The sequence below is a fragment of the Bacteroides reticulotermitis JCM 10512 genome, from assembly GCF_000517545.1.
GTDB lineage: Bacteria > Bacteroidota > Bacteroidia > Bacteroidales > Bacteroidaceae > Bacteroides > Bacteroides reticulotermitis.
The window spans coordinates 1-14,982 of sequence record NZ_BAIV01000050.1 but is presented as its reverse complement, the minus strand read 5'-3'; the positions used below and the strand labels follow the sequence as shown (position 1 = coordinate 14,982).

9 protein-coding genes and 4 pseudogenes are annotated in these 14,982 nt (G+C 47.5%); 4 read left to right on the top strand and 9 right to left on the bottom strand.

Translation table 11 applies throughout. The annotated features are described in order from the left end of the window. Nucleotides 1–697: 697 nt before the first annotated feature. The 7 genes and pseudogenes from JCM10512_RS20180 to JCM10512_RS20155 all read right to left on the bottom strand — a co-directional run bounded on the left by JCM10512_RS20180 (nt 698) and on the right by JCM10512_RS20155 (nt 11,233). Nucleotides 698–3,145: a DUF3987 domain-containing protein gene (locus tag JCM10512_RS20180; RefSeq protein ID WP_044165668.1), complete on the bottom strand. Its 2,448-nt coding sequence runs from the start codon at nt 3,143–3,145 to the stop codon at nt 698–700. A 396-nt stretch (nt 3,146–3,541) separates the two neighbouring features. Then, nucleotides 3,542–4,191: pseudogene (trhA, locus tag JCM10512_RS20175) on the bottom strand (PAQR family membrane homeostasis protein TrhA). 59 nt (nt 4,192–4,250) lie between these two features. Further along, a pseudogene (locus JCM10512_RS24970) lies at nt 4,251–6,137 on the bottom strand (DUF3858 domain-containing protein). A gap of 28 nt (nt 6,138–6,165) precedes the next feature. Next, on the bottom strand, nt 6,166–7,956 hold the full coding sequence (locus JCM10512_RS20165; protein ID WP_244437377.1) for a DUF3858 domain-containing protein: 1,791 nt from the start codon (nt 7,954–7,956) through the stop codon (nt 6,166–6,168). 20 nt (nt 7,957–7,976) lie between these two features. Continuing rightward, nucleotides 7,977–8,177 (bottom strand): hypothetical protein, encoded by a 201-nt coding sequence (locus JCM10512_RS24395; protein ID WP_244437376.1) that lies wholly within the window; start codon nt 8,175–8,177, stop codon nt 7,977–7,979. A 19-nt stretch (nt 8,178–8,196) separates the two neighbouring features. After that, complete coding sequence (locus JCM10512_RS20160) at nt 8,197–10,239, bottom strand: DUF3858 domain-containing protein (RefSeq protein WP_044165666.1); 2,043 nt, start codon at nt 10,237–10,239, stop codon at nt 8,197–8,199. Nucleotides 10,240–10,335: 96 nt separating this feature from the next. After that, nucleotides 10,336–11,233 (bottom strand): annotated as a pseudogene (locus JCM10512_RS20155) (diaminopimelate dehydrogenase). 188 nt (nt 11,234–11,421) lie between these two features. On the opposite strand from JCM10512_RS20155, the gene ruvA reads away from it, so the two are divergent. The 3 genes and pseudogenes from ruvA (at nt 11,422) to JCM10512_RS22990 (ending at nt 13,215) form a co-directional block, all read left to right on the top strand. After that, the gene (ruvA, locus tag JCM10512_RS20150; RefSeq protein ID WP_044165665.1) at nt 11,422–12,027 is read left to right on the top strand and encodes a Holliday junction branch migration protein RuvA; all 606 of its coding nucleotides are present in this window, start codon (nt 11,422–11,424) and stop codon (nt 12,025–12,027) included. Between the two features lie 58 nt (nt 12,028–12,085). Next, a pseudogene (locus tag JCM10512_RS20145) lies at nt 12,086–13,071 on the top strand (DUF3843 family protein). 6 nt (nt 13,072–13,077) lie between these two features. After that, the gene (locus tag JCM10512_RS22990; RefSeq protein ID WP_162832133.1) at nt 13,078–13,215 is read left to right on the top strand and encodes a hypothetical protein; all 138 of its coding nucleotides are present in this window, start codon (nt 13,078–13,080) and stop codon (nt 13,213–13,215) included. A 475-nt stretch (nt 13,216–13,690) separates the two neighbouring features. Here JCM10512_RS22990 and JCM10512_RS20140 read toward each other — a convergent pair whose 3' ends face one another. After that, nucleotides 13,691–13,984, bottom strand: a complete 294-nt coding sequence (locus tag JCM10512_RS20140) for a helix-turn-helix domain-containing protein (RefSeq protein WP_044165662.1) — start codon at nt 13,982–13,984, stop codon at nt 13,691–13,693. A gap of 11 nt (nt 13,985–13,995) precedes the next feature. Beyond that, a complete protein-coding gene (locus tag JCM10512_RS20135; RefSeq protein ID WP_044165660.1) occupies nt 13,996–14,280 on the bottom strand; it encodes a helix-turn-helix domain-containing protein in 285 nt (94 codons plus the stop codon). Nucleotides 14,281–14,629: 349 nt separating this feature from the next. Between JCM10512_RS20135 and JCM10512_RS20130 the strand changes: the two genes are divergently transcribed. Further along, nucleotides 14,630–14,926 (top strand): helix-turn-helix domain-containing protein, encoded by a 297-nt coding sequence (locus JCM10512_RS20130; protein ID WP_044165658.1) that lies wholly within the window; start codon nt 14,630–14,632, stop codon nt 14,924–14,926. Nucleotides 14,927–14,982 lie beyond the last annotated feature (56 nt).

The window sequence follows — 14,982 nt, the reverse complement described above, 5'->3', positions numbered from 1 at the left end:
GATTTCTACGCCGGGAGGTGGAGCAGATTGTTCGCCACTTGGGGGAACCCTAAATGATAGTGTGCGGTTCTTTGTTGTTCGATTCAAACGGGAATTGTGCTTACTTCGTTTTCCTGTTGCTCAATTCAGTCGGTTGCTACTCTTAGCTGAACCTTTTGATTTCTGATTTCAATAAGCGTTGTGTTTAACTCAGATTTCTGTTTTCTGATTTAAACGGTCGTTAAACTTACTTCAATTTCCCGTTATTTGATTTAATCAGTCGTTGTACTCAACTAATCTTTCTATTGCCAACTTCAAACACTCGCTGCGTTAAACCCAATTTCCAATAACTCGCCCCAATCAGCCATTGATTTACAGAACTAGTTTGCGCAGAAAACTCAAAGAGTCATTGCGTAAAAACTCAGTTTACCGCTATGCCCGACTTCAACCAATCATGGCGGTGTTACTCCGGGCTTTACGCACGACTCAAAGAGACAGTACCCTTGCTGTTCAAAACCTAGTACTAGCTCGACCCAAACCTAGTACTAACTTGACCCAAACCTAGTACTAGCTTGACCTTAACCTAGTACTGACTTCACCCTAACCTAGTACTAGCTTTTCGGAAAACTAGGGTGAAAAGATAAAGCCTATGTACGTTTTTAATACTATTTGGGGCCGGCGAATTACTGCCACAACTGACAACTGCCACCCTTTATGCCTATCTGTCAGTGATTTCTTTTAATTTAAGATAGCTATCTCCCTGTTTTTCAAGGTAGTTAAGTTCAAGCAGCTTTTTAAGGTACCGGCAGGTACTTCTCTCAGGTATTCCCATTTCGATAGCTTTATCTCTAACCTCTTTGTACGTAAAATTCTTAGGAAGTAGATCGAGGACAGAGCGTATGCGGAAGTACGACTTTAAAGGTTTGGGCTTCACTTCGTCTCCCGGTAAAGAGGAGATAAGCAATAGGCTGTGATTGATTGTTGTCTTCACAATCTCCATAGCCGAATGGAAATCTTCGTCGGTACAAATAAACTCCTTCATACGCATGGCACTCTCCGTTTTGCGTATAGCGGTGAGTACGGCTGCTATACGAGCCACTATCAATGCAGCACGCAGTACGATTGATCCCGGAGCATCCGCCTGCTCGCTGGCTACTTCATTGAGTAAACGATCGAAGTAGACGGTATGCTCCTCCCATTGACTGGGCGTCAGAGTGACCTCCGTAGGCGATTGCAGAAATAGGAGATACATATCCAGTACCTGTTGGCTGAGCCGTTTGTAGAGCGTGACATAATCTTCGCCTCCCCCGATAGGTGCTGCCGACCGGAATTTCCAACGTGCTTCGCAGGTGTATATCTCGAAACGACTGTAGAGACCGTTATCGATGGAACGAATAAAGGATGGTAGCTGATTGGGTGTACCCGACAGGCAGAGTGCCAGATGAGGCTCTTCGGCACATATAATCTGTTTATCTATCTTATAATCCGTCGATACAGGTTCGTGGTGGAAAGCAGCACGGAACACATCGTCGTGACGGCCATATTCCTGTTTCATCGCTCCGGAGATCATATCCAACTCGGAAGCATTGATAATCAATCCCAGATCACCATTGATTTTCAAACGACTGATCAGTTGATTCTTGGATGTGTTCGGAGCACCGCAAAGGTAGTAGTAGTCCGGTTCCTCAGGCATAGAGGCTGGTGGAGTTCCGGAAGGGTGTTGCCCTTTCTTCGTATGCTGTTTACTACTCTCTTCCCAAGCCTTCAACTCTTGCTCGTAAGCGTCTTTCTTCCGTTTGTTTTCTCTTTTGAGATGGGCATTGACCGCTTCGGGAAGCATGCCGGCTAAGGTGAGAATCCCTTTTCCGGAAGCGGGTGGGGCAATAATGAGCAGGTAGAGATGTGGGCTGTAAGGTCGTTGGTCGAAGTAGATACGAACATTGGGCATGCAACCACTCAGGTTGACGAGTATACCCAACAGGAGTATATCTCGTTCGCGGTTGTTGCGTGCCGGCTTCAGGGCTTCTTTCAGAAAGTCGGGTAGGTGGGTATAAACCTCGTTGGGAATGGTAGGTGAAGAAGCTCTTATCTCTTCATTATTAATTGACATTTCCTCGGTGTCTTCCCCCAAAATTTCATTTGAAATGGGCCTAAAGGTGGCAGTTGGCACTAGTGGCAGTGACTTCCCCTCTTTTGGGGGTATGTATGATAGGTTAACGTATTGATATCCAGTGAGTAGGTCTTTTTCGAGCTCTTTCTGCGTATAACCGTTTCCTACAATTTCAACTGCCATAATTAATGTTAATTTATTTAGCTCCTCTTTCGAAAAACCCTTACGTCTGGCACTCCTTCCCAGCGCAAGCATCGACTCGTGGCGATTGCCTTTTTGCCAAGGGTGATAACTGGCAAAAGTACGGATGAAAGCTTCGATATAACCACAGGCATCGGTGGTGGGAGGAATGGGCGAGACCTTACTGTTGCCGGACGGAGAACCGTTTGCATTCCCGTCGCCCGGCAGAGCCGAAGGAGCGGCGAGCGTTGCCAGCGAAGGGTTTGCGGCAAGTTCCGCACGCCAGGGATACGGTTGCGGTGTAGGCGTGAAGTAAGCGTCCGGGTCCCACACGCAGGAACAGGGCTGAGTGATGCGGGCACATTGTCCGTCACACGGGTGATTGGCAAGCACCTCCAGTGTCCGGCGACAAATGGCGTAAGCGGTGGGGTACTCCTCGACCGTGCGGACATCGAGATAGATCACGATTTTCAACCCCTCACCCGAAATGCTCGTATGCGTATAGGCCACATAAGGCAGCGAGCGAAGCATGTTTTTGATTTCCGCTGTCCGTTGGCCCGTGTGATCGAGATCGTACATCGCCAAACCACTCAGCCGCTCGAGGTTGGCGGCTGCGTGACTCCGATGCGGACGGCACGTACCCTCGATGATAACCACCGGAAGCGAATCCTTGGTCATTCCCGCTTCATTCTCCCGATCGGGGCGGTTCTTGAGTTTGCGATACGACTCCGTTTGAGGTTTCCATAGCGGACTGGTCACCTGTTGATAGAATTTGTGTAGTGTGATAACGGTGGAATCTTTGCTCCACAGGTTGTTGAAATAAGAAAAAGAAAATTGAATCTCCTGACTTTTTGCAGACGAGTCTTTTGTTTCCATACAAAGTAGTTTTTAACGTTTTTAATCGATTGGTGAGGTAAAGAAGAGAGAATGATAATCACACGAAACTTTGTGAAAACGTGTGTAGGATAGTCGGTTCCTTAAGTCGGGGACAAAAGTAGAGATTGCGTCTAAAACAGCGAAATGTTAAAAACGTGCGGTTGGAACCGTTTTTGAAACCCGAAAGTGCCCTCTGATACCTTCAGGAAGGGGTTGTCGGAAAAAGAAACGGACAAAATGGGCGAAAATAATTATTTGCGAAATAGGTGACAGATAGCAGGAAATAAGTATCCCATACGCAGAAGAAACCCACTTCTCCCGCTCCGAAACATACCTATGCCCGAAATTATTCTATTACAGTATGAATGGGTATAATCCGCTTTTTTCGGTGTATTCCTATAAAATATACCAGATAGCGATAATATGTCCGATGCTTCCTCCGAGACAGAACAGGTGGAACAGAGCGTGCATATACGGTTTGCGTAGCGAGTAAAACAGCGCCCCAAGGATGTACGAAGCACCTCCACCGAGCAACCACCATAAGGCTGGTACGGCTTCCATCACCGTAAGGCAGTCGAATAAAGGTTTCATCGCCACCAGAATGCTGCATCCCATGCCAACGAAGCAAATCGTTTCGAGGTTGCTGTGCTCCTTCAGGCGGGTAAAGCTGAGTATAAGTCCGGCAACGGCACATAGCCATACGAAAGCGAAGATGCTCCATCCCCAAGCGCCGCAATCCCGAAGTACCAACAGCGTGAAAGGCGTGTACGTGCCTGCGATATGCAAATAGATTGCCGCATGATCGAACTTGCGGATTCTCTCTTTCCGCCTGCCTGCCAGCGAACCGTGATACCAGGTTGAACTGATGTAACTGGCCAACATACCTACCAGATAGATGGCGACAGAGACCGTAGCCCATTCGGGCTCACTGTTTCCGGTGGCTTTCTTCAGTAATACATAACCAGCGATAAGTCCCAGTACTATGCCTAAGGCGTGTGTACGGTGTTTAGCTGTTCCTCTTTTTTGCTATATCGTCTACTTCTCAATGTTTCCTACGTACTTGGTTCGAATTGCAAAGTTACTTTATTTTCCGTAGGTCGGTGCTTTATTCTTTTTTTAAAATGATTTTTCCGTTATACTGTTCGGCTACTTGTTTGCGGAAATCGAGGAATGCGGTATATTCCCCCGGTTTATATACCCCTTTGCGCATGAACAGTTGATGAACGACAACGATCTCTTTCTCCTGCACCCGGATGCCGGAATGAAACCGGCCGAACTTACTTTGCAACTCAATCGGTCTGGGGAGTCCTTCCACGCTGTATCCCTCCGGCAGTCGGATGTGGATGCTGTCCGTGTCGGCATAGCCGTAATTGATGTGGATCGGGTGTTTCCGGTTTGTGGGTTGGGGCACGTTGAACCCTTTGCGGAACACGTTGGCAGGGATGAACAGCCGGTTGCCCGTTTTATTACCGTACTGATTGCTGCTTGCCGTATAACTGAGTGTGATAGACGGATTGGCCTCTTTGCACGCATCGATCTGCAACGCCCGATATCAGCTTGCGAGAGGTTAATGTCCGAACGGATGCGGTCTTTCTGCTTGTTGGGTTCGAGGTAGCTGATTCCCGATCTGCTTTCGTACTGAAACAACCGGGAGATCTCGCTCACTTCGATTTGTGCTTCGGCAGTGGGAGAGAGGCTGACGGTGGCTGCGATATGCTGCGTATTCAGTGAATCGGGATAGGTGGGCAGGCGATGCATCCGTCCGCCGGTGGGCTCGATCAACAAGGCGTCATGTCCCGCGATGTCCTGATGGATATACCGAAGGGAAGCGATGGGTTGGTGCATTCCAACCAGAGCGTATCTTTCGGGAGGGGGACTTGCAGAATGACGTGGTCCATCTGGTTGGCACTCGAATAGTCGGGCAAGAGTCGCTCGTTGGTTGTGCTGATGACCGTATAGGTGGATGGTACGCCGACCTCTTTGAGCATGGCACGGGCGTAGTTGGACAGTCCCTTGCAATCGCCGAATCCGGTACGGCAGACGTCCGATGCGGGAATGGGTTGCAACCTCCGATGCCGAGCTGGATGCTGACGTAACGCGTGGTTTGGGCCAGATAGTCGTAAATCGCTTTCACCTTCTCACGGTCGGTGGAGCAGTTGGCGGTCAGCTCGCGCAGTTTGTTGCGGAATGGTTCGGTGAGTACGTCTCGTCCGTTGAGTAGCTCGTATTGCCACGCTCCGTACGTCTGCCACGTGCTCATGTCGCCTTTCGACTTCTCGTAGATAAAGGCGGAAGGAGCGAAGTAGACCCGTGGAAACAATTCGGCGAAAGTGGGGCCGAATGGCTCCTGCTCTACGGGCGGCAACTTGGTGGCGGTGGCTTCAATCACTCGTTGTCCCGCCGCACCGGTCGATTCTTTTACCTGAATATCTTTCCCTTCCGTATTCAGTTCGCGGTATCTGCACGCTTGTTCGGCAGGCAGTTCGATGCGGTAGGACGCTTTCTCGACTCCTTGCTGGAAGGTGGTTTGCGGAATGAACGACATATAGCCGATAAGCCCGTTGACACACTTCATCTCCCATTCGTACTTCACGGTGAAGGGGAAGGAGGGGAAGTTGCATTCGTAATAATAGAAGTAATCGTCTGTGCTGAGGGAGGAACTGTATTCGCTCTTTTGCAATTCCGACCTTTTTATTTTGCGGACGCTCTGACCGGACGCGTTGAGTATTTCTCCGGAGAACTTCTGCAAAGAGCGGAACATATCGCATCCGCAGACGAAATGTGCCGCTTCCAAGCCTTTTCGGTCGAGAACCACAATGGTGCGGCTCTCTTTCTCGGTGGACTGGGTCATCGATTTGCAGACGACTTCCGTTCGCGCGTCTTTCACGATTGAGTTGGCGCCCTTGAAAAGGTTTTCTGCCTGTGCGAACGTTGTATTACTGAAACAGAGGAGGCAGCATACGCCGACGGCTTTTAGGACTGATTTCTTCATTATCACGATCTTGTTTGAGAGAGTGTTCTTATATTTTTTTGAGTACGAGAATTTCATTGTTCTTTTCGGCCACCAGTTCCCAGAAGGCTTTCACCCCTTTGTATTCTTCGGCCAGATGGATCAACTTATTGTAATTGAATGAATAGGTGATGAATAGCTGATTGCCCTCTTGCTTGATGGTGTAGCGGCAAACTCCCTCTTTGTCTTCCGTCTGGGCGTTGAGCGATTGCGGAATTTCGTCCAGCGCGTATCCTTCGGGAATGGTGAGCTGTGTCACTTGAATAAGTTGTTCGGGATAAGGTGTTTCGAGTGGCAATTGTCGTTCGGACTGCGTGAACGGGCATTTGCTGACATGCAGGAAAACCATGGGATTGAGGTAGATGAGGTTGTTGTTCACCGTTGCCTTTTTCTCAAATTCGAGTGTCTCCATCACTCTGGCGGAGAAGCTGTTGAGCTCAGTTGTCTGGTACTTGGTCACTTTGATGTTTTCTTCGGTCTCCAGCTTCTGGATAAAGTCAGCACTGTCTTTGGCGGCCTGGTAACGTTGGCGGAACTCGGCGGCGTACTGGCCGGTATAGCCTGCCTGACGACTTCCGGCTATCTTGCCGTCGGTATCGATGCGGGCTTTGACGATGGAGCGAATCTGATGTTTGCCAAGCTTGCTCAGGTCTACCCAGTTGTCTTCTCTGTTGTTGTTGATCAGGCGGGCACGGTTGACCATCAACACCGGTGGCAGGGTATTGAGGTATCCATTAGTCACGGAGCCGTCGAGAAAGACAAAGGTGCTGTCGGTATCTGCTATACCTACTATAAAGGTGTTGAGCTTTTGAATGGAGGGGTAGGTAAGGGGGAGAATACCTACGTTTTTGCGGCTCATCACCACCGGATAGCAGGGGATCTGCGCATCTTGCAGCATACTCATCAGTACGAAATTGATGTCGGCGTTACTGCCGGTTCCGTTCTTGATGGCTTTCTTTACTTCGCCGCCATAGAGTTTGTATTGGCTGTTCCACGAGATCTTTTTCTTTAGGAATGTATAGATGGCGGTGATCTTTTCCTGTCGGTCGGCTAGTTTGTCGAGCGAGAGTGAGGCCATTTCTTCGCGGTAGGGATTCCGCATTTTGAGTAGCGAGCCGAACTCTTCATCTTCCAGCAGTATCTTGTCGATCTCGGTCCAGGTGTGTGCGAACGACTTATAGACTGAGCCGGGGAAGTTGAGTCCTCGCAGTTCGAAGTTGACCCCGCTACGGTAGTCGTCGGCACACCACACGTAGTTGTCGGCACGTAAAGCGGGCAATTCCTTGCCGGTAAATTGTAGCTGACGGCCGACGCAGTTGATCATTTCCGTTTCGCCGTTCTGGTATTGAATATGGAAAGTCTGATTGCACGACTTATCTTCAGGGTTGAGCTGATGAATGCCTCTCATTTCGAGGTTGAACTGGAAATATTCGGGAATCACGATGTCGCATTGCGTGAGGAGTACCGGGATGTTCTTTTGTGCTTCCCAGGGATTGATGCTGTAGTAGAGGTCGGAAATGAGCTGGTACTGATATTCAAACACGGTTCCCTCGCGTACGGCGGGGATGGAGAACTTGATTTGCTCGTAGTTCTTATTGAGACGTTCTTTGAATATCAGGTCGCGCTTCATCTTGGTGCGGACGACTTTTCCTCCTTCGAGGTTATAGGCGGAAGCGTCGATCTGGTTGATCGTCTCTTTTAAGGGGGAGTTACGCTCTGTTGAATAATAGGGTATCTCGATGTTGGCATAAGAAGCTCCTTCGCTCTTGAGTACTTTGATCTTTACTTCGTAGTTGTACATCAGTTGAAATTCGTTTCTTATCAGCTCATAGCGAGCTCTGCTTTTGGAGTAAAGCACGATGCGGTTGCCGATGTATCTGCTGCGTATACGGTCATCTGTAGCTCTTCGTCCGAGGGCTTGCCGTATTTCAGACTGGGAGTGATTGTGCCGGTGTCTGTCTGCTGGGCATGACCTTGCCAACCGAGTGATAGTAGGAGGATAATAGCAAGTAACGTTCTCATAATGATTTGATTTTAGATATTATTCTGTTCTTTTTAGCACGATCAAGGCATTGTTCTTTTCGACGACCTTGCCCCACATCTCTTTCAGTTGATTGTAGTGCTGGGGCATAAACAGATAGCCTTTGAGGTGGAATATGTAGTTGAGGACGACGGTGTTGTTGTCCTGCTTCTGTATGATGTATTTGCATTGCAGGTTGTCTGCTTCCGTTCGGATGGCGTATGGCTGCGGCATCTCTTCCACTTCGTACCCTTGGGGAAGGGTGAGTATGCACTGCATCAGGAACTTATACGGATAGGGGAACTCAACAGGCAGTACCCGTTCGGCTTGAATGAAGGGGTTGCTCTTCAGCTGCGGATAGAGCATCGGATTGATGTAGAGACGGTTGCCTGCCTGTTCGGCTTTCAGGGTGAAGTCGAACTGCTCGTCGATTATTCCGGGATTGCTGTCGGTCTGTTTCACGTGCAGGTTGGTGACACCTATTTTGTTAGTCCGGATGCTTCCGCTTATCTGTCCCGAAGCGATGCTGTCTTGCTCTTGCCGCATCTTCTTCTGGTAGTCTACGGCTTCTTGTCCGTGCAGGATGGTGGTGCGATGTCCTTTTATCAGGTTACCTTCTACGTTGGCTTTGATGGTCATCAGTATCAGGCTCTCGGATTTTTCCATGAGGTTTATCCATTTCTTGCTCTCTTCTACCTGCGGTGAAAGCAGGCGTGCTTTGCTTACGCACAGGTCGAGGGGCAGTACGCTGAGGGCGGGGATATCCATCGAGCTGTCCAGAAAGACATACTTCTGATTTTCGGGATTGAGAACGGCAACTACAAAGGTGTTTAGCTTTTGCAGGGAGGGGAAGCTGTGGGGTAGCATACCGGTCGACCGACGACTCATAACAACCGGAAAGGCGTACAAACCGAAGTCTTTCAGCATACCGATGAAGATGAAGTTCAGGTCGGCGTTGCTACCGCTCTTTTGGCGGATCACTTTATCGAGGTTGCTGCTGTATAGCTGGTATCTCCCGTTCCAGGCGAGTTGCTTTTTCAGCAAACGGAAGGCTCGGATGACTTTCTCTTCAAAGCTCATCTCGTGGGCGAAGACTTCTTTGGCTTCGTCGCGAAAGGGGTTGCTGTAGGAGAGGAATGCACCGAACTGGCTGTTGTCGGGGTTGAGGAGTTGCTTGTCTACGTCTGCCCATTGCTGGCTGTAGGGTTTATACTCACTTCCGGGGTACTGGGTGCCTTGCAGGTCGAAGCTGACTTGTACTTTGTAGTCTTCCGGACACCAGCTATAGGACTCGTCCTGACGGATGGCGGGCAGGTTGCGGCAGGTGAAGGTGGTTTCTTGTGCCGTTATGGAGAAGTCTCTTCCGTTTGATGCGGTACTGTGTGCGTCATGTTCGCTTCCACGCATGGAGGAGTCTCGCTGTTTGATTTGTATGTGGTCTTTCCCGCGGAGTTCTATGTTGTAGACGAGTATGCTGGGGATGGTGGTTTTGTATTGGTTGTACAGCATAGGGATCTCTTCCTGCATCATCCAGTTGTCGATCTGGGCGAAGTAGTCGGACTGTATCTTGTAGTGGTATTCGATTACGCTCCCTTGGCGGACGGCCGGCAGGGAGAATTTGAGTACCTTGATGCGGTTGTTCACTCGCTCGATGGAGACGGATTCGCGCTTCATGGGTGTTCTTACGGATTTGCCGTTCTCTATATTATAGGTGTAGCCTTCTATCTCGTCGGCTCGTTCGGTATCTTCTCTTTGGTCGATCGGGGCGTAGAAGGGGACGCTGACATCGGCGTATGTCACGCCTTGCGGTTTCAGGACTTTGATGCGTACCCAATGCTCGGTCACCAGCCGGAAGCTGTTGCGGTAGGTGAAGTAGCTATGTCCCTGGTGAAACAGGTAGACGGCTGCGGCGGTGGTGTCGGGGGCGTAGGTGGTGAATTGCAGCTCTTCCTGCGAAGGCTTGCCGTATTTGAGATTGGGCACAAGCGGTGCTGCGGCTTCTTGCGAATAGGCGGGTGAGAGGAGCTGTAGCAGGAGTGCGAATAGCGTGAATCGTATCTTCATGACCCTGTGTGTTTTTAAGTACTCGGGCAAAGATAAAAAAAATAGAGAAAGACTGTTAATCTTTCTCTATTTTTATTCAGTCGGACTGATAATATTTTATACCAGATGTCCGATCCACTCTTCACGGTCGCCCGGAAGGAGGTCGATCACGGGAACTTCTATCATCGTATAGCATCCCGGTTGCTGTTTCATCGAAGCACGTGCACGCATACCAATACCTGTGCGGTAAGTGCGGGGTTGTTGATGCGCATATTAAATTCAAACAATTGGTTCTGTGTTTTGCCCGACACGCCTTTGCGAGTGAGGTTTACACCATGTCCCATATCGAGCAGGGCGTCGACGTTCGGAACTTGCTTCACGTGCGTCTCGTCATTCACGAAATAGGGATCTGCTTTAATGGCGGCGGCTACTTCTTCAAACTTGTATCCGTCTTTCAGCTCGATATATACCATGCGGCGGTGAATTCCGGTTCCTGTGGGGATAGTCATGGATAGGGCGGCTTGTACCCCGTCGATGGCTTTTACGGCAACGGTATGGCCCATGCTCATGCCGGGACCGAAGTTGGTGTATGTAATTCCTTTGGGCGCGATGGCTTCCAATAGGGTGCGCACAATCGAATCGCTTCCCGGATCCCATCCGGCGGAGATAATGGAAACGGCATCGTGTGCCTTGCTGTCTCATTCAGCGTACGGCGCAGATCTACAATTCCGGTATGGATATCGAAACTATCTACTGTGTTGATACCCATTGCCAGGTATTCTTTGGCATACTTTTCTACGCTGCGGGTTGGGGTGCAGAGAATGGCTACTTCAACGTTTTCCAGCTTATTGATATCTTTAACCACAAGATAGTCTGCCAACTCTTTGGGCTTGTTTTCTGCTCCTGCACGACGTACTACACCGGCTATTTCGAAGTCTGGTGCTGCTTGGAGTGCTTCAAGCACATAGTGACCGATATTGCCATAACCGACGATGGCTGCTCTAACTTTTTTCATCTTTTATTGGTTTTATATGAACATATTTCTAAGTTTGGGTTGCAAAAATAAACATTTTACTACGATAAGTTCTTTCTTGCCTGCATTATTTTAATTTTTTTTACGTCCGCTTACAATTCAAAGGTAATCAAACTTTTCCGAAGTTTGTAGCAGCTTATTCGTCTTTCTGTTTTATCTTTGTTCCCACTATGATAGAATATGTTAGAGGCGAGCTTGCCGAACTTGGTCCGGCAACCGCAGTGATCGATTGTAATGGAGTGGGATATGGACTTAGCATCTCTTTGAATACGTTCTCAGCCATTCAGGGTAAAAAGAGTTGTAAGTTGTATGTTTATGAGGCCGTCCGTGAAGATGCTTATGTGCTCTACGGGTTTGCCGACAAGCAGGAACGTGAAATCTTCTTGCTGTTGATAACTGTATCCGGTATCGGAGGAAATACGGCTCGTATGATTCTCTCCGCTCTTTCGCCTGCCGAGTTGGTCAATGCAATCGGATCGGAAAATGTGAATCTATTGAAAACGGTGAAAGGTATCGGACTGAAAACAGCGCAACGTGTTATCGTCGACCTGAAAGATAAGATAAAAGTTACCGGTGCAAGCAGTGATAATGGCCTGCTTGGCGATGGAGGGCTTCTGTCGAGTGGCTACGTGGCTGTTCAGGACGAAGCTGTTTCGGCTCTTACCATGCTTGGTTTCGCGTCGGCTCCTTCCATGAAAGTGGTGATGGCGATCTTGAAAGATGAGCCGGATGCTCCTGTCGAAAAGGTGGTCAAGCTGGCTTTGAAGCGGTTGTAAATCTCCTGTGTTTTTTATTCAGCTCTTTTTTGATAGGCTGGAAATTAGTAAGAATAGTATGAAGTTTCAAAAGATATATATGAAAGCATGGCTTGACTGTCATGCGCGTGTCAAGAGAGAGGACTCGGATCAGTGGTATCTGGATCTGGCGAATGATTTGCTACCGCTTATCAGTCAGTCCTGCATTTACAGAGATGCCACGGAAAGGAGCCAGCAGCATGTTGCCCTCATCCTGTCACTTTATTTGGAAGACTGTGTGGCCGACGAAGGCACTGGCGGGAGTTTACCAACTGGCATCACGATAGCTATGGGCGTTACCTACCTTTTTATACGCTGACGGATGCTTATCTGCCGGACGAAATCAATGTGGAGGACGTTGCCTTCTTGTTGTGGGCCATCAACTCACCGGTAGGCGAGGATTACGAATTGGTGGAGAATCCGATGGATGCGGATTTGCTGGAGCTATCCGAATTGATATACAAACGGTTGGATGAAGCCTTCGAACAAGCTCCCATCAGCAACCACCTGGCAGATGATTGGTTGATGGAGGCAGCTGATGGACGTAGAACGTACCGAGCTACCGGTAGCTTACCTGGGGAAAAGATGCCTGAGAACGTGGCACGTTTCATGGAAGCGAGCGGAGGCGAATCATTGATGTATTTCGACTCCTACCTGGCTCTCAAGATGTTCTTTATTCATAGCCTGAAATGGGAAGATAAAGAGGATGAATTATTGCCCGACCTGATGGAGTGCGAGAATTTTGTGCTTTATGCCAATCCGAAAGGCTTGTTGATTGGTCCCGATGTTGCTACCTACTTTGCCGATCCCCGGAACCCGTTGTATGATGCCGAAGCCTCCGAAGAAGAAGCCTACGAGCTGTTTACCGAACAGGGACTGTTTCCGTTCGACCTCTTGAAGTATGCCATGAAAAACAACCTGTTACCTGATGCACAACTACCGTTTGAGAACGGTAAAACGCTTCTTCATGACAACTGGGACTTTCTGGCACGTTGGTTTTTAGGTGAATATTACGAAGGAAATTAATCGATTATGGGAGTAACGAAGAGTCATAATCCGTTTGCCGGGAAAGCAAAATCCGGTGCGGAAAGCAAGAAAACCAGTGGAAAGCGGGTGGGTAAATCACGTCCTGCAAAGGCCAACAATCAACTGAACCGAAGAGTTAAGTAGAATGTACTTCGAATGGTTGTACGCTGTTTTGGGGTGATTCTTGAATCATCCAAAATGAGTTATTGGTAAGCAGATGATTTATTTGTGCTCTAAGATATGTATCAAATAAAAATCCCTGAAACGAGAATGTTTCAGGGATTTTTATTTTTTCAAGTGGTGCCACCAGGAATCGAATCTTAAAAAGTTTTCGTTATTAAATCCCTGATTAACAACACATACAGTATATCTTGAATCAATTAAAACCATTGAATTAGCCATATGCCAAATTTCAATTATTTCAATCTTTATCGCTGTCATTTTTTGACTGTGCAAAAGTATAAAAAAGGTTCGGTTCCGCCAAATATATGAGAATTATTTTCCTGAAAAACTGTCTTGTCGTATTTATTTTTTATGGTTAAAGTATTAATATGCAACGAGAACGTCTTTAGTCATAATGAGCCCAAAGACGTTCCCTTTATACCTATCTATTTGGATTTCAAAATGCCTCTATTCTGTTTCCCTTTAAGATCCGTATAATATCATTCTCTTTATAAAGAATCCTTCCTCCCAACCTATAATAGGGAAGCAGGCCTGTTGTTCTATGTTCGATCAATGTCCTGCGTGTGATTTTCAACTGTTCAGCCAGTTCTGCTTCGGTAAGATACCTTTCACCATTCAAAACCGGTCTATACCTTTCCGGTTCATTTGTCAATAGATTGCCCAGATATTCGATATTTTGGAAGAAACGGATGATTTCCGGACTGTCTTTTGTCAGTAAGTTCTGTGCCATATCCCGTTTGATTAATTGTTTCCTTTTTGCAGTTCTTTCTCCATATACGCGGTTATGTCTTTTTTCCGGTAATAGATTTTCCGATCTATGCGGCTATACGGGATTTCTCCCGTGCGACGTAGAGTCAGTAATTTCCTTGGAGATATATCCATTAAAAGGCATACATCCTGGTTGTCAATCCAATCGGTTAAGTTCTCTTCTTCTTTTCTGTTTTTGAGATGAGTATTTTGGATGAGTAAGTCTAGTGTTCTATTCATTTCCTCAAATGTTTCGGCTTCAATGCTTATAATTTCCATAGGCTCTCCGTTTTTTTGTTCGGGGTAAAGATATGTTCAAGGGATGTAATCTCCAACTCTCTGTCAGCAAGTGTCGTCAGATGTCGTCAGGTTTCTTTAGGGTGTGACGGAGATGTAAAGCGTATGAACATTGTGTGCTGAAACTTTACAGTATGCTGGTTTACACTTTACAATATTTACCAGTGGAACATAATTTGTATTCCGCAATATATTAGCATATTACATCGATTTATATGTTCCATATCACTATTTGGCACATCGTTTTCACTATACATGGTATATACTCTTGTAGTGCGCACAAGAAGAGTATCAAAGTAATCACCTTTTAAAATAATTAGGAGGATATACCATGATGTATATAGATAATGAGGTACTCGAAAAGATGATATTGACTATTGTGGAAGGCTTTGACCGTATTGAAAAGAAATTGGACCGTATGAACCGTTTGAAAGAATGTTTAGACGGTGATACCCTGTTGGATAATTATGATCTTGCCCAATTGTTGGGAGTGACACAGCGGACCATAGCCCGCTATCGCGAAAAAGGATTGATCCGTTATTATCAGACGAATAGAAACGGGAAGAATTTTTACCGCAGTTCGGAGATACAGGAATTCCTGCTCCAAAGAGGGAAAGTTAGAAAGTGATATGTCCAATTTCATATTCATCATACAATGCTGCCTTTCCACTGGTTAGTATATAT

Bases quoted from the DNA above. Each gene is read 5' to 3' on its own strand.
- ruvA (WP_044165665.1), top strand. From the start codon at position 11,422: ATGATAGAATATGTTAGAGGCGAGCTTGCCGAACTTGGTCCGGCAACC.
- JCM10512_RS20160 (WP_044165666.1), bottom strand. From the start codon at position 10,239: ATGAAGATACGATTCACGCTATTCGCACTCCTGCTACAGCTCCTCTCA.
- JCM10512_RS20135 (WP_044165660.1), bottom strand. From the start codon at position 14,280: ATGGAAATTATAAGCATTGAAGCCGAAACATTTGAGGAAATGAATAGA.
- JCM10512_RS22990 (WP_162832133.1), top strand. From the start codon at position 13,078: ATGGGAGTAACGAAGAGTCATAATCCGTTTGCCGGGAAAGCAAAATCC.
- JCM10512_RS20165 (WP_244437377.1), bottom strand. From the start codon at position 7,956: ATGTACAACTACGAAGTAAAGATCAAAGTACTCAAGAGCGAAGGAGCT.
- JCM10512_RS24395 (WP_244437376.1), bottom strand. From the start codon at position 8,177: ATGAGAACGTTACTTGCTATTATCCTCCTACTATCACTCGGTTGGCAA.
- JCM10512_RS20180 (WP_044165668.1), bottom strand. From the start codon at position 3,145: ATGGAAACAAAAGACTCGTCTGCAAAAAGTCAGGAGATTCAATTTTCT.
- JCM10512_RS20130 (WP_044165658.1), top strand. From the start codon at position 14,630: ATGATGTATATAGATAATGAGGTACTCGAAAAGATGATATTGACTATT.
- JCM10512_RS20140 (WP_044165662.1), bottom strand. From the start codon at position 13,984: ATGGCACAGAACTTACTGACAAAAGACAGTCCGGAAATCATCCGTTTC.